Annotated in this window: 20 protein-coding genes; 11 read left to right on the top strand and 9 right to left on the bottom strand. The window is 48.2% G+C overall.

The window, feature by feature from the left end:
* Nucleotides 1-37 precede the first annotated feature (37 nt).
* Entirely contained in the window at nt 38-2,233 is a 2,196-nt protein-coding gene (locus AK963_RS02995; protein ID WP_083232417.1) for a TonB-dependent hemoglobin/transferrin/lactoferrin family receptor, read from the top strand.
* Nucleotides 2,234-2,355: 122 nt separating this feature from the next.
* Here AK963_RS02995 and AK963_RS02990 read toward each other — a convergent pair whose 3' ends face one another.
* The 3 genes from AK963_RS02990 to AK963_RS02980 form a co-directional block, all read right to left on the bottom strand.
* Complete coding sequence (locus AK963_RS02990) at nt 2,356-3,438, bottom strand: endonuclease/exonuclease/phosphatase family protein (protein ID WP_066013993.1); 1,083 nt, start codon at nt 3,436-3,438, stop codon at nt 2,356-2,358.
* A 263-nt stretch (nt 3,439-3,701) separates the two neighbouring features.
* Nucleotides 3,702-5,519 carry a beta-glucuronidase gene (uidA, locus tag AK963_RS02985; RefSeq protein WP_066013992.1) on the bottom strand — a complete coding sequence of 606 codons (1,818 nt, stop codon included), beginning with the start codon at nt 5,517-5,519 and terminating at the stop codon, nt 3,702-3,704.
* A gap of 37 nt (nt 5,520-5,556) precedes the next feature.
* Complete coding sequence (locus AK963_RS02980; RefSeq protein WP_066013991.1) at nt 5,557-6,927, bottom strand: MFS transporter; 1,371 nt, start codon at nt 6,925-6,927, stop codon at nt 5,557-5,559.
* Nucleotides 6,928-7,479: 552 nt separating this feature from the next.
* Between AK963_RS02980 and AK963_RS02975 the strand changes: the two genes are divergently transcribed.
* On the top strand, nt 7,480-9,006 hold the full coding sequence (locus tag AK963_RS02975; RefSeq protein WP_238593627.1) for a mannitol dehydrogenase family protein: 1,527 nt from the start codon (nt 7,480-7,482) through the stop codon (nt 9,004-9,006).
* Between the two features lie 85 nt (nt 9,007-9,091).
* Here the strand turns inward: AK963_RS02975 and AK963_RS02970 are convergent, their stop codons facing one another.
* The 5 genes from AK963_RS02970 to AK963_RS02945 form a co-directional block, all read right to left on the bottom strand.
* A complete protein-coding gene (locus AK963_RS02970; RefSeq protein ID WP_066013990.1) occupies nt 9,092-9,610 on the bottom strand; it encodes a YgjV family protein in 519 nt (172 codons plus the stop codon).
* A 364-nt stretch (nt 9,611-9,974) separates the two neighbouring features.
* The gene (locus AK963_RS02965; protein WP_066013989.1) at nt 9,975-11,273 is read right to left on the bottom strand and encodes a TRAP transporter large permease; all 1,299 of its coding nucleotides are present in this window, start codon (nt 11,271-11,273) and stop codon (nt 9,975-9,977) included.
* A 120-nt stretch (nt 11,274-11,393) separates the two neighbouring features.
* A complete protein-coding gene (locus AK963_RS02960; protein ID WP_020583227.1) occupies nt 11,394-11,876 on the bottom strand; it encodes a TRAP transporter small permease in 483 nt (160 codons plus the stop codon).
* A 672-nt stretch (nt 11,877-12,548) separates the two neighbouring features.
* Complete coding sequence (locus tag AK963_RS02950) at nt 12,549-12,962, bottom strand: hypothetical protein (RefSeq protein WP_066013987.1); 414 nt, start codon at nt 12,960-12,962, stop codon at nt 12,549-12,551.
* A gap of 175 nt (nt 12,963-13,137) precedes the next feature.
* Nucleotides 13,138-13,569 (bottom strand): hypothetical protein, encoded by a 432-nt coding sequence (locus tag AK963_RS02945; RefSeq protein WP_066013986.1) that lies wholly within the window; start codon nt 13,567-13,569, stop codon nt 13,138-13,140.
* A gap of 743 nt (nt 13,570-14,312) precedes the next feature.
* On the opposite strand from AK963_RS02945, the gene AK963_RS02940 reads away from it, so the two are divergent.
* The 9 genes from AK963_RS02940 to AK963_RS02905 all read left to right on the top strand — a co-directional run bounded on the left by AK963_RS02940 (nt 14,313) and on the right by AK963_RS02905 (nt 23,700).
* A complete protein-coding gene (locus AK963_RS02940; protein ID WP_066013985.1) occupies nt 14,313-15,293 on the top strand; it encodes a TRAP transporter substrate-binding protein in 981 nt (326 codons plus the stop codon).
* 202 nt (nt 15,294-15,495) lie between these two features.
* Complete coding sequence (gene uxaC, locus AK963_RS02935; protein WP_066013984.1) at nt 15,496-16,917, top strand: glucuronate isomerase; 1,422 nt, start codon at nt 15,496-15,498, stop codon at nt 16,915-16,917.
* A gap of 11 nt (nt 16,918-16,928) precedes the next feature.
* Nucleotides 16,929-17,633, top strand: coding sequence for a mannitol dehydrogenase family protein (locus AK963_RS35055; RefSeq protein WP_238593626.1), 705 nt, complete (start codon nt 16,929-16,931; stop codon nt 17,631-17,633).
* Nucleotides 17,588-18,418 (top strand): mannitol dehydrogenase family protein, encoded by an 831-nt coding sequence (locus AK963_RS35050; RefSeq protein WP_238593625.1) that lies wholly within the window; start codon nt 17,588-17,590, stop codon nt 18,416-18,418. Before AK963_RS35055 ends, AK963_RS35050 begins: the two co-directional genes overlap by 46 nt.
* A gap of 66 nt (nt 18,419-18,484) precedes the next feature.
* Nucleotides 18,485-19,681: a mannonate dehydratase gene (uxuA, locus tag AK963_RS02925; protein ID WP_066013983.1), complete on the top strand. Its 1,197-nt coding sequence runs from the start codon at nt 18,485-18,487 to the stop codon at nt 19,679-19,681.
* Nucleotides 19,681-20,634: a sugar kinase gene (locus tag AK963_RS02920; RefSeq protein ID WP_083232416.1), complete on the top strand. Its 954-nt coding sequence runs from the start codon at nt 19,681-19,683 to the stop codon at nt 20,632-20,634. Before uxuA ends, AK963_RS02920 begins: the two co-directional genes overlap by 1 nt.
* Nucleotides 20,628-21,251 carry a bifunctional 4-hydroxy-2-oxoglutarate aldolase/2-dehydro-3-deoxy-phosphogluconate aldolase gene (locus AK963_RS02915; RefSeq protein WP_066013981.1) on the top strand — a complete coding sequence of 208 codons (624 nt, stop codon included), beginning with the start codon at nt 20,628-20,630 and terminating at the stop codon, nt 21,249-21,251. Before AK963_RS02920 ends, AK963_RS02915 begins: the two co-directional genes overlap by 7 nt.
* Nucleotides 21,252-21,335: 84 nt before the next feature.
* Nucleotides 21,336-22,103 carry a GntR family transcriptional regulator gene (locus tag AK963_RS02910; protein WP_066013980.1) on the top strand — a complete coding sequence of 256 codons (768 nt, stop codon included), beginning with the start codon at nt 21,336-21,338 and terminating at the stop codon, nt 22,101-22,103.
* 157 nt (nt 22,104-22,260) lie between these two features.
* Nucleotides 22,261-23,700, top strand: coding sequence for a hypothetical protein (locus AK963_RS02905; RefSeq protein WP_139117217.1), 1,440 nt, complete (start codon nt 22,261-22,263; stop codon nt 23,698-23,700).
* A 24-nt stretch (nt 23,701-23,724) separates the two neighbouring features.
* Here the strand turns inward: AK963_RS02905 and AK963_RS02900 are convergent, their stop codons facing one another.
* Complete coding sequence (locus AK963_RS02900; protein WP_066013978.1) at nt 23,725-24,237, bottom strand: hypothetical protein; 513 nt, start codon at nt 24,235-24,237, stop codon at nt 23,725-23,727.
* Nucleotides 24,238-24,256: the final 19 nt, after the last annotated feature.

The following is a 24,256-nucleotide window of genomic DNA, read 5'->3' as shown; positions in this document are numbered from 1 at the left end:
TGGCTGTCAAAGCCCACACTGGTACAGATTGAAATTAATGAAGTTTTCAAAAAATACGCTGGCGCTGGCTGTGATGATGGCCATAGTTTCTCTTGCTCAAACCTCTCCTGTTCTGGCTGAAGCAGCCCTCCCCGGAAAAGAAAAAGCAACAGTCCTTAATAAAGTGGTTGTCTCCGCAACGCGAACAGAGCAGAACATTGAAGATGTATCCTCTTCGGTTGCCTCTGTTTCTTCTGAAGAGATGGATGCCAACTTGGTTACCGATATTCAGGATGCTGTGAAGTATGTACCAGGTGTCAGTGTTGGTGGAACCGGACGCTTTGGTGTCGGTGGTTTTACTATTCGAGGCATGAGTGAAAGCCGGGTTAAGGTGATGGTAGATGGCGTTGAGCAGCCAGTCTCCTATGATGCCGGGCTTGGTGTTAAAGCGGACGTTATGAAGTTCAGCCAGAACATGTTTGAGATGGATACGCTGGCTGCGATTGAAGTCAACAAAGGCCCGGCGTCCAGCCTGTACGGCAGTGATGCGCTGGGTGGTGCGGTTATTATGCGCACTAAAAACCCTGAAGACCTTTTAGGTGCTGGTGATGATACCTACGCTGGCTTTAAAACCGGCTATAACAGTGCGGATGAGAGTTTCAAGCAAACCCTGACGCTTGCAAACCGTTCCGGTGACTGGGAGTCACTGCTTATTTATACCCACACCGACGGTAAAGAAACAGCAACTCACGGTGATGGTGCTGATACCTGGGGAAGGGATCGAGGTCAGGCAAACCCTTATAACTATTCGCAGAACAATGTTCTTGGAAAACTGTTCTATCAGGTCAATGATGACCATCGCATCGGTGTTACTGGTGAATTATTCAAGCGGGACGGTGAAGGCCGCATCTTGAGTAATGAAGGCCATACAATGATGCCAGGCTACACATACACCAATAACCATGCGTTTGATGAAGATACCCGTAAACGTGTGGGTATTGAGCATGAGTGGCTCGCTGGCAATCAGGTGTTTGATACTTTGAACTGGCAATTGAGCTGGCAGGAAGTGAAGAGTAACCATGATACTCAGGATCATACCGATGCCAAGGGGAACCGTAATCGCAACCGCACCGGTAAGGATGATAGCTATCAGTTTGATGCCCAGTTTGGCAAAGAGTTAATCTTTGGTTCTTCAATGCACCAACTGACGTATGGTGTATCAGGCTCTAAAGACAGTTTCTCTCTGAATTACACCGATACTGATCTGGATAGCGGTGAGACGACGCCAAAGACACCAGAAATACCAGAAGCGGATTCCACAAAGTGGGGTATCTATGCACAGGACCAGCTGTTCCTGATGGATGACGCACTTGTGATTACGGGGGGATTGCGTTACGACGCGTTCAAGGCTAAGCCTGGCGGTGATAGCGATTACGCCGAGAGCAAGAATGATGCAGTGACTGCAAAGCTGGGTGGTGTTTATCACTGGACTCCGGGTTTCAGTACTTATGCCCAGTTCAGTCAGGGCTTCAAGGCGCCAACGCAACAGGACCTGTACTACTCATATACAGGAGGCAGTTACGAATTGGTGCCTAACCCAGATTTGAAAGCGGAAGAGAGCAACTCTTATGAGTTGGGTATTCGTGCAGAAAACCAGTTCGGTAGCCTTGAACTGGCCGGATACTACAATGACTACACCAACTTTATTGAAGAGCGAACAGATACCAGCGACCCTGCATACCCTGATGGTAAGGTAACCAAAGTCAACGTAGGCAATGCTGAAATCTATGGTGCAGAATTTACCGGTATGCTTTATCTGGATGAAGCGTTCAATGCGCCGGTGGGCATGTACTCTCGCCTTTCCATTGCCTATGCACATGGTAAGAATAAGGATACGGGGGGCAGCTTGGACACCGTAGCACCTCTGACAACGATTGTCGGCCTTGGTTATGATGCACCCAGTGAAAAGTGGGGTGGTGCTCTGGATGTTACTCACGTAGCGGGCAAAACCGGTGGCGACTGGTCTGAAGAAAATAAAGACAATATGGATGCGCCTAGCTACACCGTCGTAGATATGACAGCGTACTATGAGCCAATGGAAAACATGATGGTTCGTGGTGGACTGTTCAATGCCTTTGATAAGAAGTACTGGCTATACCAGGATGTAACCGGTATTCCAGCAGATGATCAGGGCATTGATCGTAGAACTCAGCCTGGTCGTAACTGGGGTGTTAGCCTGAGTTATGACTTCTAAACCCATTATGTTCGGCCTTATTCTCTGAGGTTGACCTAAAAACCCCACCTTCGAGTGGGGTTTTTTAATGTCTGCCTGATTATCCGGCACATTTTAAACCATTGTTATCGTATAACTGTCTTTTAAGGCTTTTCTGCAGTTATATCCTCTGGCATAGCAAATGTCGCTAACAGCGCTTTATGATCCGTAGGCCAGATATTAACGGGAGCTACGAAAGGATCATCACTCACTTCCTCTACCCGTTGGTTTCTGACAATGGAACGGCTGGGGCCAATAATGACAATATCTTTCAGTGACAGGTTTTGTGACGGGTCATAGAAAATAAAGTCAATGCGATCCCGCTCATCCGCTTTTGGTGCCCAGGCCAGCTTGCTGACCTTTACTGCCGGGTTATCTGATGGAAAGGTAAAACCAGGGTGAGAAACCGGATCAGGGTATTGTTCTCGATAGGCGTCCTGAAAACCCGCTGCTTCAAGACTGAGGGTTGTTGGCCATTGAATAACCAGCCCCTGATGATCGTAAAGGTTTCGGGTAGTGGAAACCCAGTCCAGATGAGAGGGCTCATTAAAGTCCCCTCCCAGTATAACCAGATTGCCTTCGCTTCTTTCTTTATTGGCGTCAGTGATGAAAGCCCGTATCGCTTCGTCCCGCTTGGATTTTTTATTGTCCTTGAGAATGTCCTCTATGTTCACAACGGGGGCATCCAACTGTCGCCAGTTACTGCTGTGATAACCCCGGGGAAGATATAAGCTGCAGTTTTTCCAATCCAGATGAGCAGAGTAAAACGCTACTGTATGACCATCGACCTTTATTTTGGCTTTGGTAATTGAACCGTGGTTAAAGCTCACAGGGTACAGGGCGGTCTGCTCAATGATCGGGTAGCGGGACAGTAAGCCTGTGTCCTCACTCTTTTCACCGTAATATTGGTAGCCTTTTTCCTTCAGCGAGTTCACCAGCCGGGTGTGAAGGTTTCGGAACCAGTAATTGCGAACTTCACTTAATGCGATCAGGTCCGCATCAGATCGCACGATCTCATCAATAATGGCGTCATATCCGCCCTTAACTTCTGTACCTTCCTGCCAGATGTTGAACTGCAGGACTTTTAACTGCTTCACCGGCTGGTTTCCCCCTTGAGCCATCAGGTGCAGTGGAAACAAAAGCATTACTGCCGTTACAAGGTGATAGAGCACGCTACTGGTCTTCATCTCATTTCCCCACTTCCCTAGGAACCGGTGACGCCAATGGCATGAAACCGGAAATATGAATAATATTCATCTTTTATTATTCTGGATATTAATGCGGTGTTTCAAGGGAAAAGTAGAAATAGTTAAAAAGTGTCAGCGATCGCAATGGAATTGCAGAGAATAAGTTCCCACGAGGGATCGTGGGAACGACAGGTTGGGAAGGCCATGAGCAGTAGAGCCTGGTCACTTTCCTGGCAATACCAATGGGCAGCCAGGTTCAATGTTCATTCTTTGTAACCAAAGCTGTCAATTTTTTCCCAGCGACGCTTCAGGTGATGGGCAGACATCTTGGGCTGACGGTCTCGGGTGAAAGCACCTTTTTTGTTCCCATCAACACGCATAATGCCTTCCCAGGTCTGGAAGTCGGCAAAATTCCACATCTGCTCACCGACTACCGCGGGACAGCCATCAAAGGCCATATGCTGCTGATCCAGGTACTCGCATTGATACTCCTCAGACCATTGTACACTGGGCAGTTTATGCATGCCGGCCATAGTGTCGGCACCATACTCGGTGATTACTATAGGCTTTCCCTCGTTCGACCAGCCCTGCAGCTCCATGGCAAACATATTTCCGGCGTTGTCCATTTCCAGGCCACCCATCATATACCAGCCATAGTACCGATTCAGGCAGATAACATCGACGTACTGGTGAGCGCGGCAGGTACCGTAGGGGGCCATCATAAAGTTGACCAGTGTCAGTGGACGGTTTTGTGGATCCAGCTCACGGGCGTAGGAGAAAATCTCTTTGAAGTAAGGCTCCGATGCTTCCTGAGAAGTGTCTGGCTCGTTTGACAGTGCCCACATCACGACACAGGCATGGTTCTTGTCACGTTTGAATAACTCTGCAATGGCGTGTTTATGAGCTTCCATCCCCTGGGTTTGAACATCCGGACGATCAAAGAAGTTGGACTGGGACTGACCACCCGTTGCGGCAGACATAAAGTTCATCATGACATCAAACTGGCCAACAGCCGGTGTTTCATTGATAACCACCAGACCTTTGCGGTCAGCCAGCTGCATAAACTCTTCAGAGTAGGGGTAGTGAGAAGTGCGGATGGAGTTGGCTCCGATCCATTCCAGCAGTTCCATATCCCGCAGGTTCAGAGCGGCGTCGTAGCCACGGCCGTGGATCGCGGAGTCTTCGTGTTTACCAAAGCCCTTGAAGTAAAAAGGCTCGTTATTAATCAGGAATTTTGAGCCCTCTACTTTAACGGTACGTACGCCAACCTCCAGTGGGTACTGGTCGATCAGCTGGCCATCGTCGCTCAGGCTGGCCTGCAGGGTGTACAGGTAAGCATTACCTGGTTGCCAGAGCTTGACGTTGTCGATTTCCAGAACGCCTTCATTGCCTTCACTGGTCGCTACGGTTTTTCCTTCTTCATCCAGCAGCTCCACGGTGACATCACCTTGCCCCAGGGCGCTGATCTGGTAATCCACCTTGCCCAGATCCTGGTCAAAATCGGTTAGCACCGTGATATCTTCGATCCGGCTTGTTGGCAGGGCCATCAGTTTAACGGCACGATGAATACCGGCGTAGTTGAAGAAATCAAAAAATGGTTTGATCTCGCGGGTACCGTTGGCATGTTTAACAATGGTGCCTGCCGGAATGGTGGAATGGCTGAGTTCATTATTGACGACAACCACCATTTTGTTTTTTTCGCCAAACTGAACGACATCATTCAGCTTTCCGGCGAATGGCATATAGCCACCGTCATGACTGACCACTTCTTCACCGTTTACGTATACGGTGGCTCGATGGGTAGCACTGCCGAAACGAACAAATACATCACGCATCTGCCACTCTTCAGCAACATAGAACTCGGTTTCATACCAGACATCGCCACAATGGTCGCGCAGGGCTTTCTCTGTCGTAATGTCGTTGTAGCTGGAAGGAACTGCCATCAGAGTGGTATCGGTCAGGCCATCTTTCCAGCCATTGGCACGACCTTCATTATTGTTGTCCAGCCGGAATTTCCAGATGCCACTGATATCGACAATGCGACGGGTTCTGGTTTCATGTGGGTAAAGAAATGCTGTCATGGTCTACTCCTGGTGAAACGGATTTTATTGTTGTTTATTAAACGACTTCCGGCTCTGCACTGGTTTCTTGACCTCCTGCTTTGCTGGAGGAGTCAAGGGTCCACATGCTTTTGTAGAGAAGCACGCAGATGGCAGCACATACGGCGGGCATCAGGAACATAATGGCCTTGATGCCCAGCAGAGTGCTGTCCTTCTGTATTTCCAGGGCTGCATCATAGCCAATGATACTTAAGCCCATGCCGGCAATAAAACCGGCAATGGCCTGCCCCATTTTGCGCATGAATGAGTAAGATGAGTAGATCAGTCCTTCCTGACGCTGGCCGGAAAACTCGTAGTTATAATCAATGCAGTCAGCAACATTGGCCCAGACCAGGATATGGGTGAGCATGAAAGCCGGGGTGCCAATCGCATAGAAAACAAACAGGCCGGCAATCGATGTGGGTAGCAGGAAAGCAATCACTGAGGCAATGGCAACACCGGAAAATGCGCTGACCATGATTTTTTTGGTACCAAAGCGAGTGGTGAGCTTACCGATGACTGAGCCAAGAATGATGATGGTAGCGACCTGGAAAACGGCTGCCACACTGATGATCCAGACCGCTCCATCCAGATTTTGAGAGACATAATAATAAGAGATTGAGCCCTGTCCCATCATGGCGGTCAATATCAGCATGGAAGCAATGCTGACACAGATAAATGGCTTGTTTTTACTCATTGTGCGGAGTGTTTCGGCAAAACTGAGTGGGCTGCTTGTCTGAGCTGTGGGTGTGTATTTGATGTGCTCTTCAGTAAAACGATAGGCGACAAGGTGGCAAAGTAGAGCAATGCCACCCAGTAACGCAATGCTGTACAGGTAAGCCTGCCCCATAGCGTCAGCAAAAATTGAGAGAAAGAGGGGGACCACCAGGTTGGGGGCTACAGCTCCAATAACCCCTCCCATGGCTCGTGCCCCAGCCAGTGATGAACGCTCAGCGGGATCCTGGGTCATGACGGTAGCGAGTGAACCATAGGGAATATTGATGAAGGTGTAACACATACCCCAGGTGATATAGGTTACATAAGCCCAGATGAGTTTCTGGATATCTGAAAGTCCCTCTGGAGCCCAGAATACGAGTATGCTGGAGACCAGCAGTAACCAGCTTCCTTTCAGTAGAAATGGCCGAAATTTATCGCCCGTTCCTTTGTTTTTCTGGAAAAGCTTATCGCACAGTGTGCCCATCATCGGGTCATTGATTGCATCCCAGATTCTGGCCACCAGGAAAAGAGTGCCAGCCGCAGCAGCAGAAATACCCAGCACATCCGTGTAGTAGACCAGAAGAAATCCAGCAGTCATACCAAACGACAGTGTATTGGCAAGATCCCCAAGCCCATAACCGACCCTGTTGGCTATTGTTAGTATTTTTGCCATTGAGTGTGTCCCCTGACATCGAACTGCATCTCGGATAAGCAGAACTTCAGACCCGTTCTGAGCAGTCTGGTTATATACCCAAAGGTGATGGATATAACGCTCTTGGTTCTCAAGATGACCAACCAATTCATTGTTTTTATAGTTTTACATTGCTTTGGTTTGACCAATTTTGTTGTTGGCCTTTATTGATGCTATGGCTATTTTTTATCTTTTTTTGTAGGATTTTTAAAGAAAAAAACGGTTAAGTCAAATATTGCAGGTAATAATACTGTTCGTATCGTTGATCATTTTTTGCGCTTTTTGGTATAACAGATTTTGAGTAATGTATTTGTGGTCAGGTTAGAGGTCAATCAGTAGCCATAATGTTTTCCTGAAATTGTTTTTTAAGCATCGACTGTCTTTTAATTCGAATAACAGTGTTTGCTGCGTAGTTCATGTCCTGTGAAGCAGGCCGATGGTAAGTATTATTGTAATGTCACTGAACTTACATTTATGAAAAAGAGATACACTGGTTATCTCTGTGGTGAAAATAAAAAGATCATCAGGCGCATAATGTTTGCGAACCTGTTGAAAGCCGAAGTGAATGAAATGACTAATAAGCTTTCTCTATTCGAGAATCAGAGCAAAAAAAAAGCGGCCAGGGACTATGACTATGCCGAGCTGACGACCGGTATTGTTCATATTGGCCTCGGAGCTTTTCATCGTGCTCATCAGGCACTCTATACTCATGAAACCATTGCTGCTACCGGTGAATTCCACTGGGGAATCTGTGCTGCCAGTATTAATAGTAATCCGCCGCTGGTTCAGGAACTGCAGGCTCAGGACAACGCTTACACCGTTACCGAGATGAACCCGGATGGTTCCCGGACTGTGAAACTGGCAACAGCCCTTATCCGATCACTGGCAGCAAAAGACGACCGAAGACCACTACTAGGCATTATGTCAGCGGAGACTACACGCATTGTCTCTCTGACCATTACCGAAAAGGGCTACTGCCTGAACCCGGCCACCGGCGAACTGATGGTCGATAACGCTCTGATTGCTCATGACCTGGAAAACACCCGAAATCCAAAGACGGCGCTGGGGTTGATTGTTGCCGCACTGGGGCAGCGCAAGGCAAAGGGCATGCTGCCATTCACGGTATTAAGTTGTGACAACGTGCCGGACAACGGCAAACGTGCGCGAGCAGCGGTCATTCAGATGGCAGAAGCGATGGACGCAGATCTGGCAGCCTGGATTCGTGAAGAAGTGGCCTTCCCATGCACCATGGTTGACCGCATCGTACCGGCCATGACGGAAGAAAGTTTTGCTGATGTCCAGTCTGACCTGGGCGTTGAAGACAAAGGTGCCATTGTTACCGAAGCCTACCGCCAATGGGTGATTGAAGATCACTTCACCATGGGGCGTCCTGAGTGGGACAAGGTAGACGGCGCGATGTTCGTATCCGATGTACAGCCTTACGAAGAAAGGAAGCTACGCATGCTCAATGGCAGCCACTCCATTCTGGCTTACCTTGGCTACCTTGCCGGTTATGAAACCATTGATGCCTGCATGCAGGATGAACAGTTCGTGAAAGTGACCCGTCACTACATGAACAACGAAGCGGCAGTCACCCTGGAAATGCCAGAACCGACTGACTTTGCCAGCTACGCCGAGAAACTGATTGAGCGCTTTACCAACCCGGGCCTGAAACACAGAACCTGGCAGATTGCCATGGATGGATCCCAGAAGGTACCACAGCGTTGGTTGAACGCGGCAAGAACACTCCTGGCGGAAGAGAAGGCATTTACTGCCATTGCACTGGGTATTGGTGGCTGGATGCACTACGTCTCCGGCACGGATGAGCAGGGCAATGCGATTGACGTCCGTGATCCGATGGCTGAACAGCTGAAGGCTGTTGCCATTGAGCATCAGGGCAAGCCTGCGCAGCTGGTGAAGGCTTTCCTGTCACTGGATACAGTGTTCGATCAATCCCTGGCGGCGAATGAGCGCTTTGTTGAAGCCGTAACCCACGCCTACAACACCATTCGTGAGCAGGGTGCCAAACAGGCTGTCGCTCTGCTGGCTGAAATCACTTAAACGACATATTTTTCCTATTTACGTAAACAGTGAAGCAGGATGGGGCAGTGTGATGGTCTGTTCACCTGGAAATAACCATGAATGATTACTTTCCAGGTTCAACTCCATGCAAACCTGTTGATGTTTGAGCCTTGAATAATTGATAGATGGTAATGCTGTTAGTAACCACAAACGTCGCTTCAATCAGGCTGCCGCCAATGGATCCGGTTAACAGGTTATGAACGAGCCAGCAGCAGGAGTTCAACAGTATCAGCGATCTTAGTGGAATGCCTCTTGTGGAAAACAGGGCCCAGGTGGCAATGGCTGAACCAACAATGGTAGGGATCTCATACCACTGCTCAACATTGGGAAAGGTAAGGCCGATAAGCAGGGCGATGAAAATGGTCATCAGGACTTTTGATTGACTCTTAACTGATGCATAACTGCGCAGGCCATTAATAATCGCACCTATTGCAGCCACTGTCGCACCCATCAGAAAAAAGTGCAGTGCCATCACAAAGCAGTAGCCAGTCATTTGATAGCGGAACTTCACGTCATCTTTTTGCCAGAAGGCCATGATGCCGATCAGGAATGCGAATCCACCAACAAGTTGGGCAATAAACATCACTGTTTCTCTTTGAATGATCAGCTTGTTGGTTTGCAGGACAATGTCAGGCTGAATCGTTATTTAAAATAAATATGTCGTATATTATGAAGTGAATTCTGAGCGGTTTGATACAAGGTATTTCTACGGAGGGAGTAATACCAATTCCACTTTCTAAACATGAACTGCGCAGCCATTTTGCACAGCTGGTTCTTCATTGGAACTCCTCGCAATAGCCCCGCTATTACTCGTCATTCCGCCTTGCCCAGCCGTCCAAAATGGCTTGCTCGATATCATATTTAGAAGGCGGAATTTGTATAAGAGTGAAGCGCTTGGGCTTCACTCTTATCAAGTTAAGGTGACTGTTAATGAACAGTTGTTATCTTCAGAAACCAAACATGCGTGGCAGTATCAGGCTGATATCTGGAATAAAAGTAACCAGCAGCAGGGTGATAAAGAGCACTGCGTAGAAAGGCAGGATGTTTTTAATGGCATCAGAAATCTGGACGCCACTGACCGAACAGCCCACAAACAGAGCACTGCCTACCGGTGGTGTACAGATACCGATGCAGAGGTTGAAGGTCATCATAATACCGAAGTGAATTGGATCAATGCCCAGGTCCAGTGCTACTGGCAGCAGGATTGGGGTAAAGATCAGCATGGCTGGTGTCATGTCCATAAAAGTACCAACCAGCAGCAGAATCAGGGTGATGGTTAGCATGATAACGGTTGGGTTATCTGACAGTGCCAGCAATGCATCAGACACCATATAAGGAATGTCAGCATTGGTCATGGCCCAGGACATCCCCATGGATGCACCGATCAGCAGAAGTACGATGGCTGTGGTGATGGCGGAGTCCAGGATGATTTTTGGCAGGTCTTTCAACGACACTTCTTTATAAAAGAAAATGGCCAGCACCAGCGTATAGACGACGGCAATACCTGAAGCTTCTGTTGCTGTGAAGATACCGCCAATAATGCCGCCCATAATCAGGAATACCAGGAACAGGCTTGGTACTGCTTCCCAGGTGACTTTCAGAAACTGCCGGAAAGTAGGACGGGCTTCTACCGGGTAACCGCGACGTTTGGCAATAATGCCGGCAACGGTCATGATGCCGAGTCCCATCAGAATACCCGGCAGGTAACCAGCCAGGAACAGGGCTGCAATGGAAGTACCGCCACTGACCAGAGAGTAAACGATCAGGGTGTTACTGGGGGGAATCAGCAGACCCGTTGGGCAGGAGGCAATATTCACTGCTGAAGAATAAGCCGGATCGTAGCCCTTGCTCTTCTGAATAGGCGACATTACACCACCAATGGCCGCCGCAGAAGCCACCGCAGAACCGGAGATGGCACCAAACAGCATATTGGCCATTACGTTACAGTGGGCCAGAGACCCTGGCAGGCGACCAGTAAGAATCTGGGCAAAGTTGATAAGACGGGATGCGATACCGCCATTATTCATAATGTTGCCCGCCAGGATAAAGAAAGGAATGGCCAGCAGGGCAAAGTTATCAAGACCGGTTGCCATCTTCTGGGCAATAACGGCAATGGCTGGTTCAAAAGGCAGTGCCAGCAGTATGGATGCAAGGCTGGACAGGGCAATAGCAAAAGAGATAGGCACCCCTAATGCCAGCAGGACGGCGAAGGTGCCAAACAGGGCAAGTATTGAAAGCCAATCCACGATGTTTCTCCAGTTTTTATGATAATGCCGGGACTCTTGATACCCGCATTGTTCAGTGATCAGGGCCAGCGTGATGAGACGCTGAAAAGCTGCTTAATACGATTCAGAGTTGTTCATCCATCAGGCATCAGCCGTGCCACGGAGGAGATTCATGATGCTGAGAACGCTGTAAAAAAGAATCAGTGCCCCAGATACCGGGATCGCCAGATAGACAAGGCCCATAGGCATGCCAAGTGCTGGGGAGACCTGCCCCATGGCGAGTACTTTCAGGAACAGTTTGCCGCCGCCGTAAATCATGATGACCGAAGCGAACAGAATGGTAGTGGCTTCAATAAACAGCTCGGAGATGCGTTTACGTGTACCGGTCAGGTTCATGGTCAGCAGGTCAATAGCGAGGTGTTTTTTCTGGCCGGAAGTGTAGGCAGCACCGATCAGGCCGGTCCACATGAAAAGATATCGGGCAAGTTCATCGGTGATGGTGCTTGGATCACCCAGCAGGTATCGACTTAAAACCTGCCATACCACGCAGGCAACCAACGAGCACGATAACAGAATCACCAGGCCTGCTAATGACCTGTTTACAACATTAATGAGAGCTTGCATGACAGCTTTCTACCTGTTTCCTGTCCACTTGCCCGGGATAAGGCAAACTGGTCTGACCAATATTGAGTGTGGCGCTATGATAGGAGAGAGTTACTGTCGTCTTGTTGATGCAGGTCAAAGAGATGGGTATTGCAGAAAGCCTCTTTTATTTCAGTGTATTGCTGTATTTTTGTGCGTGGAGCTCCCTGTGTGGCATGTCATCCCGGTTTATTTGATATTGGTCAACCTACTGGAAAATATCACAGAGATTTACAACCTCTGTTTTTTATTGGATGGTCTGACTGAGATAGCCGTATCTGGCATTGGTGTAACAACTTAATTGGGTTCTGCCTGATTTATGCGCCCGAGTGGGGGGGGAGAGAAATTGAGGATAAAAACTCCGCTTATGATGGGTATTGCGGGGCCATATAACGAAATGGTGAATTTCTAGACTAATCCATTGCAGGAGCACGATTGCATAAGGTAGAGACTGCACAGTCTCATGCCCAACAGGCTTCTCGACCCATTTATTGAAAACAGCAAAAAGGTTATCTCAAGTAACAAACAATAAGCTGGTTAGTAATATCACTGCTCACTGTTAACTTACCCAGGCTTGTTGATATCTCGAGCAGTGGGTGCTCTCTTTCGCACAAAAAATCATATGCGTATCATGATAACCAACTATTTCACACACTACCTGTTTTTGATTGCCTCAATAGCAAGACAGATGTCCTGTTGCTCTTCTGGCGTAAAGTTAGTGGCGTTAGCGATCAAATTTTCCAGAACTCTTGGATAGGGTATAGCCTCCATACTATCTGGTTTAAATGCAAGTTGTAGTAGCGGATTTTCATGAACCAGTTGCTTTTGTGTTTCTTTGTCAGCAGTAATATTTGGGTTTTTCATAAGATAACCCAAAGGGTTGGGCATAAAAACAGGAACTATGACTTCGTGCTTTAATTGTGAATCAGGAAGAAATTCAAAAGCTTTCAATACTGAGTTAACACTGCTCGTATGATCCATGGTTTCTAATACTTGCCAGGGTTTTCTTTTCATTGTTGGTTTGAATTCATTAATTCTTCCCGTTATGTCAGATAGCATTTCTTGCATATCTTCTTTATCGTGCCTGTACTCTAACCAGTTTCCAATTCTGAGCAGTTCCCCTGATAAGGAATCCAGTCTTTCACTATCAGCTTCTTTAAGTTTTCTGTCACTTTCTGCTGAGAAAAAGCGATCATTTCTGCTTCTTAGTTCATCTACTTGTTCGTGAAGTTGCGAGAGCTTATCACGTACCTGTTGTTGTTCTAGTAGTATTTTTTTTTCTTGTCATAGATGGCGGTTTTGGAGTGTCTATAGCTTCTGTCACTGGGGCTTCCTCTGCTGCATCATCACCCCATGTATCAGTAAAAAAAGGATCGCCCGAAGACGATAATTGGGTTCTTACGCGGGCTAGAATATCCTCGTAGTTTTCAACGGAAACTACGGTCCGGTTTAAAATACTCTTTGCATAACTATTACCTGTTTCCTTTACAACATAGCTGCTTATTTGCCGACAGCTAGTACATAACTCTTTGTATTCTTTGACTTTAAAAACATTTCTGTTCATGAATTTTATTATTCTGGTTCCTACTCCGTCTTCTGGGCATTTTTCAAAATCTTTTTTCAGGGAAAGTAAATTATTATCTAGCCTAGTCAACTCACCGGGAACCGTTTGCATGGCTGTTTACCTTTGTTTTAAAAAATAATCAACAGATAGCTTCGGCCTGCCATAAAAAATAATTAGGGGGTAAGGAGTAGCTAGCTATATGAAATAATGTGCTTCAGACTCCATATTCAGATGCTTCGCAGCAATATAGCTTCGGTTACATAGCTAAGGCTATGTTTACTACGTTGTGCCTTGTATAGCTCTTGCTCAGGTAGTCAGAAATATTCAATTCCTTATGCTCGGATAATCAACAATCATTACGGATAAGAATCCCGTGAAAAGTCAGCTTGTCCGACCAATATTGAGTGTAGCGCTGTGATAGGAGAACGTGGCTGCACCTCTTTGGTCGCGGCCAAAAAGATGGGAATTGCGGTAAGTCTCTTTAATTTCGGTATTGCTATTTACTATGTGCCAGGAGACTGCACGAGAATTGCATATGTAGAAAGGATGGTAGAATTTCAGGGTAATACTCGGCTATTTTAGATAAATATTTGCGCTATTTGCCGAAGATGACCGCATTTGCAGGCTAGTATTCTGACGCTGTAATAGGGCTGCTATTTCCCGGGCAGCCTTGCAAACTTCCCACTTGGTAACTCATCCCTGTTTATTTGATATTGGTCAACCTATTGGAAAATATCACTGGGTTTTGCAACTTCTGTCTTTTATTGGATGGGCCTGCTGAGATAGCCTACCGCATATTGGTATAACAACTGCTTTGCATCCATTTTTCAAAAACAGCAAAAAGGTTATCTCAAATGGCAATCAATAAGCTGGTTAGTAGTATCGTTGCTACCGCCGTACTGGCCTGCAGTGCTTCTGTATCTGCCGCTACCCTGAAGTTGAGTCATAACCATGACCGGAATCACCCGGTGCATGAAGCTATGCAGTTCATGGCCAAGCGCGCCAAAGAACTCAGTGGAGGTTCCCTGAAGGTTCGCATCTATCCTGATGCCACCCTGGGTACGCAGCGTGAATCTACAGAGCTGCTGCAGATTGGCGCTTTGGACATGGTGAAGTCCAATGCCAGTGAGCTGGAGTCCTTTGAGTCCACCTACTCTGCGTTCAATATGCCTTACCTGTTCCGGGATAGAGATCACTTCTATCAGGTGACCATGGGTGAAATCGGTGAAAAGATTCTGGTCTCTTCTGAAGATAAGGGCTTTATTGGTCTGACGTATTACGATGCCGGTTCCCGTAACTTTTACGCAGCGAAGCCGATTCAGTCTCCCGCTGACCTTAAAGGTATGAAAGTACGTGTTCAACCAAGCCCGACAGCGGTCAGCATGGTTCAGCATATGGGTGCATCCCCAACCCCACTGGCATACGGTGAACTGTATACCGCACTGGACCAGGGTGTTGTGGATTCTGCAGAAAACAACATCACCTCCTTTGTAACCAGCCGTCACGGTGAAGTGGCCAAGCAGTTCAGCTTCAGCGAACACGCCATGATTCCCGACGTACTGGTCATCAGCAAGATTTCCTGGGACAAACTGAGCGCTGACGAACAGAAAGCACTGAAGCAGGCGGCTCTTGAATCTTCCATGGAGATGAAAGACCTGTGGGCTGAGGCAGAAGACAAGAACCGCAAATACGCAGAAGAAAAGATGGGGGTTACCTTTATGTCTATCGACAAAACACCTTTCGTAAAATCTGTTGAGCCGATGTACGTAGAACTGAAGAAAAACAACGCAGAGCTGTCTGCCATTGTTGAAGAAATCCGCAAAGCGGGCGCTTGATTCGCTCTCTAGGAGGCTGTTCGAGCATTGAAAAAAAGGGCCGCCATTTGGTGGCCCTTTTTTATGGCGTTTGCAAAACTGCGCTAAATCAAAATCTTATCATCATTCTATGAAAATAGGTTGATCCAATTTTCCTGATTTTGGTATAACAGGTTTGCAGAGATATGTTCGTCATTAACCCATCGATCAGTCAGCAGCCATTATGTCGTCCCAAGCTTATTCGTTACACCCCGACCGCCTTTTTGATGCTGATAGCAGCATTCGCAGCGTAGCTCGTGCCCTGTATCAGGAAATAAGACAACTGCCTATTGTTAGCCCGCACGGTCATACTGACCCGTCCTGGTTTGCCGACAATAAGCCATTTGGTAATCCAGCAGCTCTGCTGCTTCAGCCTGATCACTATGCCTTTCGTATGCTCTACAGCCAGGGCATCGCGCTGGAGAGTCTGGGCATTCCTGCCAGAGACTCAATGGTTGAGGTAGAGCAGGATCCGCGTAAAGCGTGGCAGGTTTTTGCGGATAATTATCACCTGTTCCGTGGTACCCCAAGCCGTATGTGGATGGATCATGCCATGACAGAAGTGCTGTGTGTTGATCAGCCACTGAACAGTAAAACTGCCCAGTCTATTTATGAACATATTGGTGCCCAGCTGAAAATGGATGCTTTCCTGCCGCGCAGTCTCTATGAACGGTTCAATATTGACGTTCTGGCGACTACGGAGACCGCAGTCGACACGCTGGACAGCCATATCCGCATTAACGACAGTGGCTGGAAAGGACGGGTTATCACTACGTTCCGTCCTGACTCGGTAACAGATCCTGATCATCCAGACTTTACTGCACATATGAAGCTTCTGGCTGAGCAGACCGGTGAAGATATCCACAACTGGGCAAACTATCTCAATGCACTGCGCAAGCGTCGAACCTTCTTCAAAAGCACAGGTGCAACCGCAACTGATCACAGCTTCCCGACGCCTTACACCACAGTGTTGACGGATGAGGTGTGTCAGAACCTGCTGAGCAAGGCTCTGGCAGGTACCATTACTGGACAGGAAGCCGATCAGTTCCGTGGACATATGTTGGTGGAAATGGCCCGTATGTCTCAGGAGGACGGCCTGGTGATGCAGGTTCACTGTGGCGTGTTCCGAAACCATAACCAGTCACTCTTCAAGGGTTTTGGTGCTGATAAAGGTGCCGACATTCCGCTGAAAACCGAATTTGTCCACAACCTTCGTCCGCTGCTGAATGAAGTGGGCAATGACCCGAATCTGACCATCATTCTTTTCACCCTTGATGAGGATGTGTATGCCCGTGAACTGGCACCGCTGGCTGGTCATTATCCTGCACTGAAGCTTGGTCCTGCCTGGTGGTTCCATGACAGCCCTGAAGGGATGATGCGTTACCGTCGAATGGTGACCGAAACCGCCGGTTTCTATAACACTGTTGGCTTTAACGACGATACCCGTGCATTTCTGAGTATTCCGGCCCGTCACGATGTTGCCCGTCGTGTGGACTGTAACTTCCTGGCATCTCTGGTTTGTGAGCACCGCATTACCGAAGAAGAAGCCTTTGACCTGGCCCATGAACTGACCAGTGGACTGGCCAAGAAAGCCTACAGATTGTGAGCGGAAAACAAATGATTAGTAAGCATTCTCTATTAAAGAGCCATAGTGGAAAAATGGTTGCCAGAGGCTATGACGGTACCGAGCTGACCGCGGGTATTGTGCATATTGGTCTTGGGGCTTTCCATCGTGCTCATCAGGCGCTGTACACCCATGAAACCATTGCCACTACCGGTGAATTCCACTGGGGAATCTGTGCTGCCAATATTTTTGGTGGACAGGAGCTGGTTCAGGAACTGCAGGCGCAGGACAACGCTTATACCGTTACTGAGATGAACCCGGACGGTTCCCGTACGGTAAAACTGGCTGCTGCCATTGCTCAGTCACTGGCCGTAGAAGACGACCGCAGACCACTGCTGGACATTATGTCTGCAGAGACCACACGCATTGTCTCTCTGACCATTACCGAAAAGGGCTACTGCCTGAACCCGGCCACCGGCGAACTGATGGTCGATAACGCTCTGATTGCTCATGACCTGGAAAACACCCGAAATCCAAAGACGGCGCTGGGGTTGATTGTTGCCGCACTGGGGCAGCGCAAGGCAAAGGGCATGCTGCCATTCACGGTATTAAGTTGTGGCAACGTGCCGGACAACGGCAAACGTGCGCGAGCAGCGGTCATTCAGATGGCAGAAGCGATGGACGCAGACTGGCAGCCTGGATTCGTGAAGAAGTGGCCTTCCCATGCACCATGGTTGACCGCATCGTACCGGCCATGACGGAAGAAAGTTTTGCTGATGTCCAGTCTGACCTGGGCGTTGAAGACAAAGGTGCCATTGTTACCGAAGCCTACCGCCAATGGGTGATTGAAGATCACTTCACCATGGGGCGTCCTGAGTGGGACAAGGTAGACGGCGCGATGTTCGTATCCGATGTACAGCCTTACGAAGAAATGAAGCTACGCATGCTCAATGGCAGCCACTCCATTCTGGCTTACCTTGGCTACCTTGCCGGTTATGAAACCATTGATGCCTGCATGCAGGATGAACAGTTCGTGAAAGTGACCCGTCACTACATGAACAACGAAGCGGCAGTCACCCTGGAAATGCCAGAACCGACTGACTTTGCCAGCTACGCCGAGAAACTGATTGAGCGCTTTACCAACCCGGGCCTGAAACACAGAACCTGGCAGATTGCCATGGATGGATCCCAGAAGGTACCACAGCGTTGGTTGAACGCGGCAAGAACACTCCTGGCGGAAGAGAAGGCATTTACTGCCATTGCACTGGGTATTGGTGGCTGGATGCACTACGTCTCCGGCACGGATGAGCAGGGCAATGCGATTGACGTCCGTGATCCGATGGCTGAACAGCTGAAGGCCGTTGCCATTGAGCATCAGGGCAAGCCTGTGCAGCTGGTGAAGGCTTTCCTGTCACTGGATGCAGTGTTCGATTCTTCCCTGGCGGCGAATGAGCGTTTTGTAGAAGCGGTAACCCACGCCTACAACACCATTCGTGAGCAGGGTGCCAAACAGGCGGTAGCTCTGCTGGCTGAAACTATTTAAACGACATATTTTGCCTCTGTCCGCGAACAGTGAAACAGGATAGAGGCACGTTGAGAGGATTACATCATGGAACAGACTTGGCGCTGGTACGGACCCAAAGACCCGGTAACCATTCGTGACATCATGCAGACCGGTGCAACCGGTATTGTTTCCGCTCTGCACCACATTGCTAACGGTGAAGTGTGGACCGTTGAAGAGATCGAAAAGCGTAAGCGTGAAATCGAGTGGGACGAAGAAAAAGGCCGCTCAACCGGTCTGCGCTGGTCAGTGGTAGAAAGTGTACCGGTATCAGAAGACATCAAGAAGCGCACCGGAGACTATGAGCGTCACCTTAAAAACTATTGCACTACGTTGCTGAACCTGGGTGCCTGCGGTATTGATGTTGTCTGCTACAACTTTATGCCGGTTCTGGACTGGACACGGACTGATCTTTCTTTCGAAGTGAAAGACGGTAGTCGTGCGCTTCGTTTTGACCGGTATGAGTTTGCAGCTTTTGAACTGTATGTTCTCAAGCGCCCCGGTGCAGAGGTTGATTACAGTGAAGACGATCAGGCCAAGGCTAAAGAACGCTTCGCGACGATGACGGAAGATGACATCACCCGTTTGACCAAAAACCTGATTGCAGGCCTGCCGGGTGCTGAAGAAGGTTATACGCTGGAGCAGTTCCAGCAGGCACTGGACAGCTATGCCCATATTGATGCGGAAGGGCTGCGCCAGAATCTGTTCTCTTTCCTGCGTGAAGTGGTTCCTGCGGCTGAACAGGCCGGTGTGCGCCTGTGCATTCATCCGGATGATCCACCCTGGGCTATTCTGGGTCTGCCACGTATTGCCAGTACCGAAGATGATTTCATTCGTATTACTCAGGCGGTGGACAGCATTTATAACGGCATTACCTTCTGTACTGGTTCGCTCAGTCCAAGGGAAGACAATGACCTGCCGGGTATGGTGGAAAGACTGGGCAGTCGCATTCACTTCGTGCACCTGCGCAGTGTTGAGCGCGAAGACGATGGCAGCTTCTATGAAGCCAATCACCTGGAAGGCATGGCTAACCTGTACGACGTGACGCGTGCACTGATTATGGAACAGCGTCGTCGTCAGGAAGAAGGGCGGGTCGACTGTCTGATTCCCATGCGTCCGGACCACGGTCACCAGATGCTGGATGACCTTGCCAAGCAGACCAACCCCGGTTATTCCTGCATTGGCCGTATGCGTGGTCTGGCAGAACTGCGTGGTCTGATGATGGGTATTGAGCGGAGCCTGTAATGACAACCCGGAGCCTCCCTCGCCTGGCCTGCATAGGCGAATGCATGGTTGAGTTGTCTCCTGCGGACCGGGGCCTGTATAAACAGGCCTTTGCCGGGGATACCCTGAATACTGCAATCTATGCCATCCGTACTGCCGGCAAGTCCATTGATACCAGCTATATCACTGCGGTGGGTAATGACCACTTCAGTGATCGAATGATTGATTTCTTCCAGAGTGAAAACATCAATAGTCAATGGGTTGTTCGGCTGGCGGACAAGTTACCCGGTCTGTACTCCATCGAGCTGGACCAGTATGGTGAACGCAGTTTCAGCTACTGGCGTAATGACTCTGCCGCCAGGGCACTGTTCAGTCATGGCCTGAAAGAGCGTCATGTTGCAGAGCTGGCCGAGTCCTTTGACCTTTATTATCTTTCCGGCATCAGCCTGGCGATTCTGGATGATCATAGTCGCTCGCTGCTCAAGCAGGTTCTGATTCGCGCTCGTGCACGGGGTGCCAGAGTGGCTTATGACAGCAACTACCGTCCACGGCTCTGGAAATCAAAGGCAGAAGCACAGGCGGTTACCTTGGAGTTTCTGGCGCTGACGGATATTGCGCTGGTGACCTTTGATGATGAACAGTCTCTGTTTGATGACCAGTCCGTCTCTCAAACACTGTCCCGACTGTCATCCGTTGGTGAAGTGGTCATCAAGCAGGGCAGTGAGGGATGTACGATTGTACATAATCAGAACACGGTTTATGTACCAACGACACCTGTCAGTGAGGTTGTTGACACCACTTCCGCCGGTGACTCCTTTAATGGTGGTTATCTGGCCCGTCGAATGCTGGATGACTCTCCTGAAGTGGCCGCTGCGTTTGCGCATAAGCTGGCAGGGACGGTAATTCAGTATAAAGGGGCGATCATTCCCGAAGCAGTGACTTCACAGTTATTGGAAATAGAAACATCATGCTGACAGCACAGGATGTATTAAAGCGGGCTTACCCGGTCATGCCGGTGATGGTCATTGAAAGCATTGAACAGGCGCTGCCAATGGCGCAGGCGCTGTACGACGGTGGTATTTCTGTATTTGAGATTACCCTCCGCTCTGATTGTGCCATTGCTGCTATTGAGCTGATCAAAAGCAACATGCCGGACTGTCTGGTCGGCGCTGGCACGGTAATCAATATCGAGCAGTTACAGGCAGTTCACCAGGCGGGTGCTGATTTTGTGATTACACCGGGTGCAACTACTGAACTGCTGGAAACTGCCCGTGATCAAAACATTTTGCTGCTGCCGGGCGTATCCTCTGCATCGGATGCTATGCAGGCCATGGGCTTTGGCTTTAATGTCCTGAAGTTATTCCCTGCTGAGGTTGTTGGTGGTCAGTCTATGTTAAAATCCCTGGCCGGCCCATTTCCTCAGGTCAGTTTTTGTCCAACTGGTGGCATTGGTCCTGATAATTACCGGGACTACCTGGCTCTGGGCAATGTTGAGTGTGTTGGTGGTTCCTGGCTGGTACCGAAGTCAGCGGTGGAGCGTGGTAACTGGGGTGAAATTACCCGGTTAGCCAAAGAGGTTACTCTGGGCTAGCTACATTAGAGCAGTAAGTTAGAGAAAATCGGTCTTACTGCTCCTGGTGGTTACCCTGTTTACAAATCAAGTTGGAGAAAGTAAATGCTGGGCCTGGCAGAACCCAAGCGGTTATATCAGAAAATTGGTCGTGATATCCGTCAACAGATTGTTGATGGTGTCTACGAAGTAGGTAGCCGCTTGCCTGCTGAACGTGATATTGCGGAAATGCTGAATGTCAGCCGTACGATTGTCCGTGAAGCATTGATCATGCTTGAGCTGGAAGGGTTGATTGAAGTTCGCAAAGGGTCCGGTATACACGTTATTGCCAGTGAAAATACCCAGAATGCGGCCACAGCGTCCGAAAATGAAACTGCGGCTTTTAACGATGTCGGCCCATTTGAGTTACTCCAGGCCCGGCAGTTAATTGAAAGTCATATTGCCTCTTTTGCCGCCACTCAGCTGAATAAAACCAACCTCCAGAATATGCGTTCGGCGCTTGAGCTGGAAAAGCAGGAGTTGAGCCAGGGGGTGAACACCGGCAAAGGGGATGAGCTGTTTCATCTGGCAATAGCCGAAGCGACTCAGAACAGTGTGCTGGTGGCATTAACCCATCAGCTTTGGGAGATCCGCAGAAAAAGTCCCATGTGGAAACGTCTGCATGAATGGATTGATAATGTGGATTACCTGGAAGAGTGGGTTGATGATCACGACAAAATCATACATGCCCTGTCCTGTAAAAATCCTGAGGCCGCTCGAAATGCCATGTGGCAGCATCTGGAGAATGTGAAAACCACCCTGCTGCGTGTATCTGACAAAACAGAAGACTCTTTTGACCGCTTTTTGTTTGACCGAAGCCCCGCGGTTTTATAAACCACAGTTGGTTTATATCTTCAGGCAGTTTGCTTCTTTATAAATGGCCGGATGGTAAATATCTCTGGCCATATCTGAACTTAATTTTGATCAGGATGTCTCTGATGAGGATGCTTTATAGATTAAAAAGTTAGTCCAAAGCGCTTTGGAGGCCAGATTGGATAGACCATTACGCCCACCACCCGGTTTTGAACTAAATCAGAGATCAGCCTTACATTCACCATTCGGCTTTGAATCGAATCAAAGCACTTATCATGGTACTGCCCGTGCTGGTGTTGCACCTCAACATTCGATGCATCCTGTAGTTAGATATCCTAATTTTAGTGCCAGGGGGCCAATAAGGTTTAATCATAGAGCTGTCCAACCAAATCCCCACCCAGAACTTTTTGTTGTGCCTCGCACTAGGTTCTGGAACCCTTGTGCTCCAATGTGCATGCCTATGCACGCTTATCCTCCAACTAATCATGACGTCTGTAGCCGGCTCAATTTCCCCCAAATGAATGGCTATTCTGTGAATAGACTTCACCAACCGCGTCCCTTTTTTGCCTGGCCAGAAAAAGACAGTAATTTTTTTATTCAGCCGCAGGTTGGTATGAAAAGTGTTCCCTGTGAGAATGACATGCGGAGGAGGCCAACGAATATCTTGAGTCAGTCGGAACCGATTCATTTTCCACAGGCAACAGAAGTGTTATCAAAAGAAACGGATGATCGATGTTTGATGGATCCTATCCATAGAGTGATAGAAAGTCCTGGGTATCGATTTCCAATAACTGATGCTATGCTCGGATGGTATAACACTGAAGATACCTCTATATCGACAGGGTCCTCTGAAAAACTATCTGATCAAACCGGTTTATCTAAAGCTTTAAACACCTCATCAAAAGGGATCACGCCTGTCAGTGAACTTGATAATTTTGAATTACCGGATGAGCTTCCAGAAAATCATGTCAAGACAAAAACCAGTCGAAAAAAGAAAAAAAAGAAGAGTAAAACCGGTATAGACTGGAGTTTTTTCGATAGGCTTAAAGATCCTGAGAAACCACATTTCAATAGTGCCAGCGCATCTTCATCATACTGGTATCAAAAGGGAACTAATGGTCCTTTCCGTGGTGTGCAAGTGGTTAGTAGAGATTCAACAGATACAGAATTATCTTCACATGAAAAAGATAGGCCTGCAGCGCCTTTTGGTGATTACTTGTGGCATTCTGTAACAACGAATCAATCTAAAAATTTAGATAAAAATGAGGTGTGCTTAGAAAGAGATAAGCTCAATTTGGTTTGTTACAAAGAAGGCCAGGAAGCTGCATCTTTTTTTTCATTTTTGGATTACGCCAAGCATGTAAAGCATGGTTCCAGTATTAATGCCTATCACAACTTTCTTGATCATATTGATTCCTCTAACTTGCCCGGAGATTTGAAAAAATTCTTCAAACAATTCTGTGATGAATTTTTTATGCCGAGTTCTCCAACAAATGATGAACTTGGCACAATTGACTCATTTGGTATTGGGTTTATCCGCCTGATTGTTGAACGAGCTATGGAGCTGAAAGACCTGAGCAGCGCAATACGTGAATTTCAACCTAAAACCTCAAGGTAGGATGTTTATTTACGATATGCTTGTTTACCGGGTGGGTGCGGATTTCATTTTCTCCAGTGTTTTAATATATGAACTGAGTGTATTCCTCAGTTTTGATGATTCAAGATAGAGCGCATGGTTTTCTGAAGTTTCATCTTTCAGTCCTGTTTCTGCCTGGTTATGCCCTGCAAATAGGCCTTTTGTTTCTTTCTCAAGCGCTTTCTGCAAACCTTCCAGAAGATGAATGGTATCTTTGATACGGTTCGCGTGCTGTCGCTTTTCACGTTGGGCAGAAGGGTGAGCGTCCTTCAGTTGGTGAATAAGGTCAGAGGCGTAATTTACACCTTGCTTCAATGGCTTTAGTGCTTCTCTCAGATTAGCTGGTTTCTGGCTTATCAGTCTTTCCGCCAGAGGCTTTACTTCTGGGCGGGTGAAGCCTGCACTGGACAGTAGAGTCCGCTTTACGTCCTGCTGTGAGATGATACTGCGTTTTTTTACTGCAGAGCCTTGCTGGCTACTATGTCGTGGAGCGCTTTTTTCGGGACTGTCCTTGTCCATGATTTTTTAATCCTGAATC

Source organism: Endozoicomonas atrinae, assembly GCF_001647025.1.
GTDB classification, from domain to species: Bacteria; Pseudomonadota; Gammaproteobacteria; order Pseudomonadales; family Endozoicomonadaceae; genus Endozoicomonas; species Endozoicomonas atrinae.
Note: the sequence above shows the minus strand (reverse complement) of the source record. Positions and strands in the feature narration are given on the sequence as shown.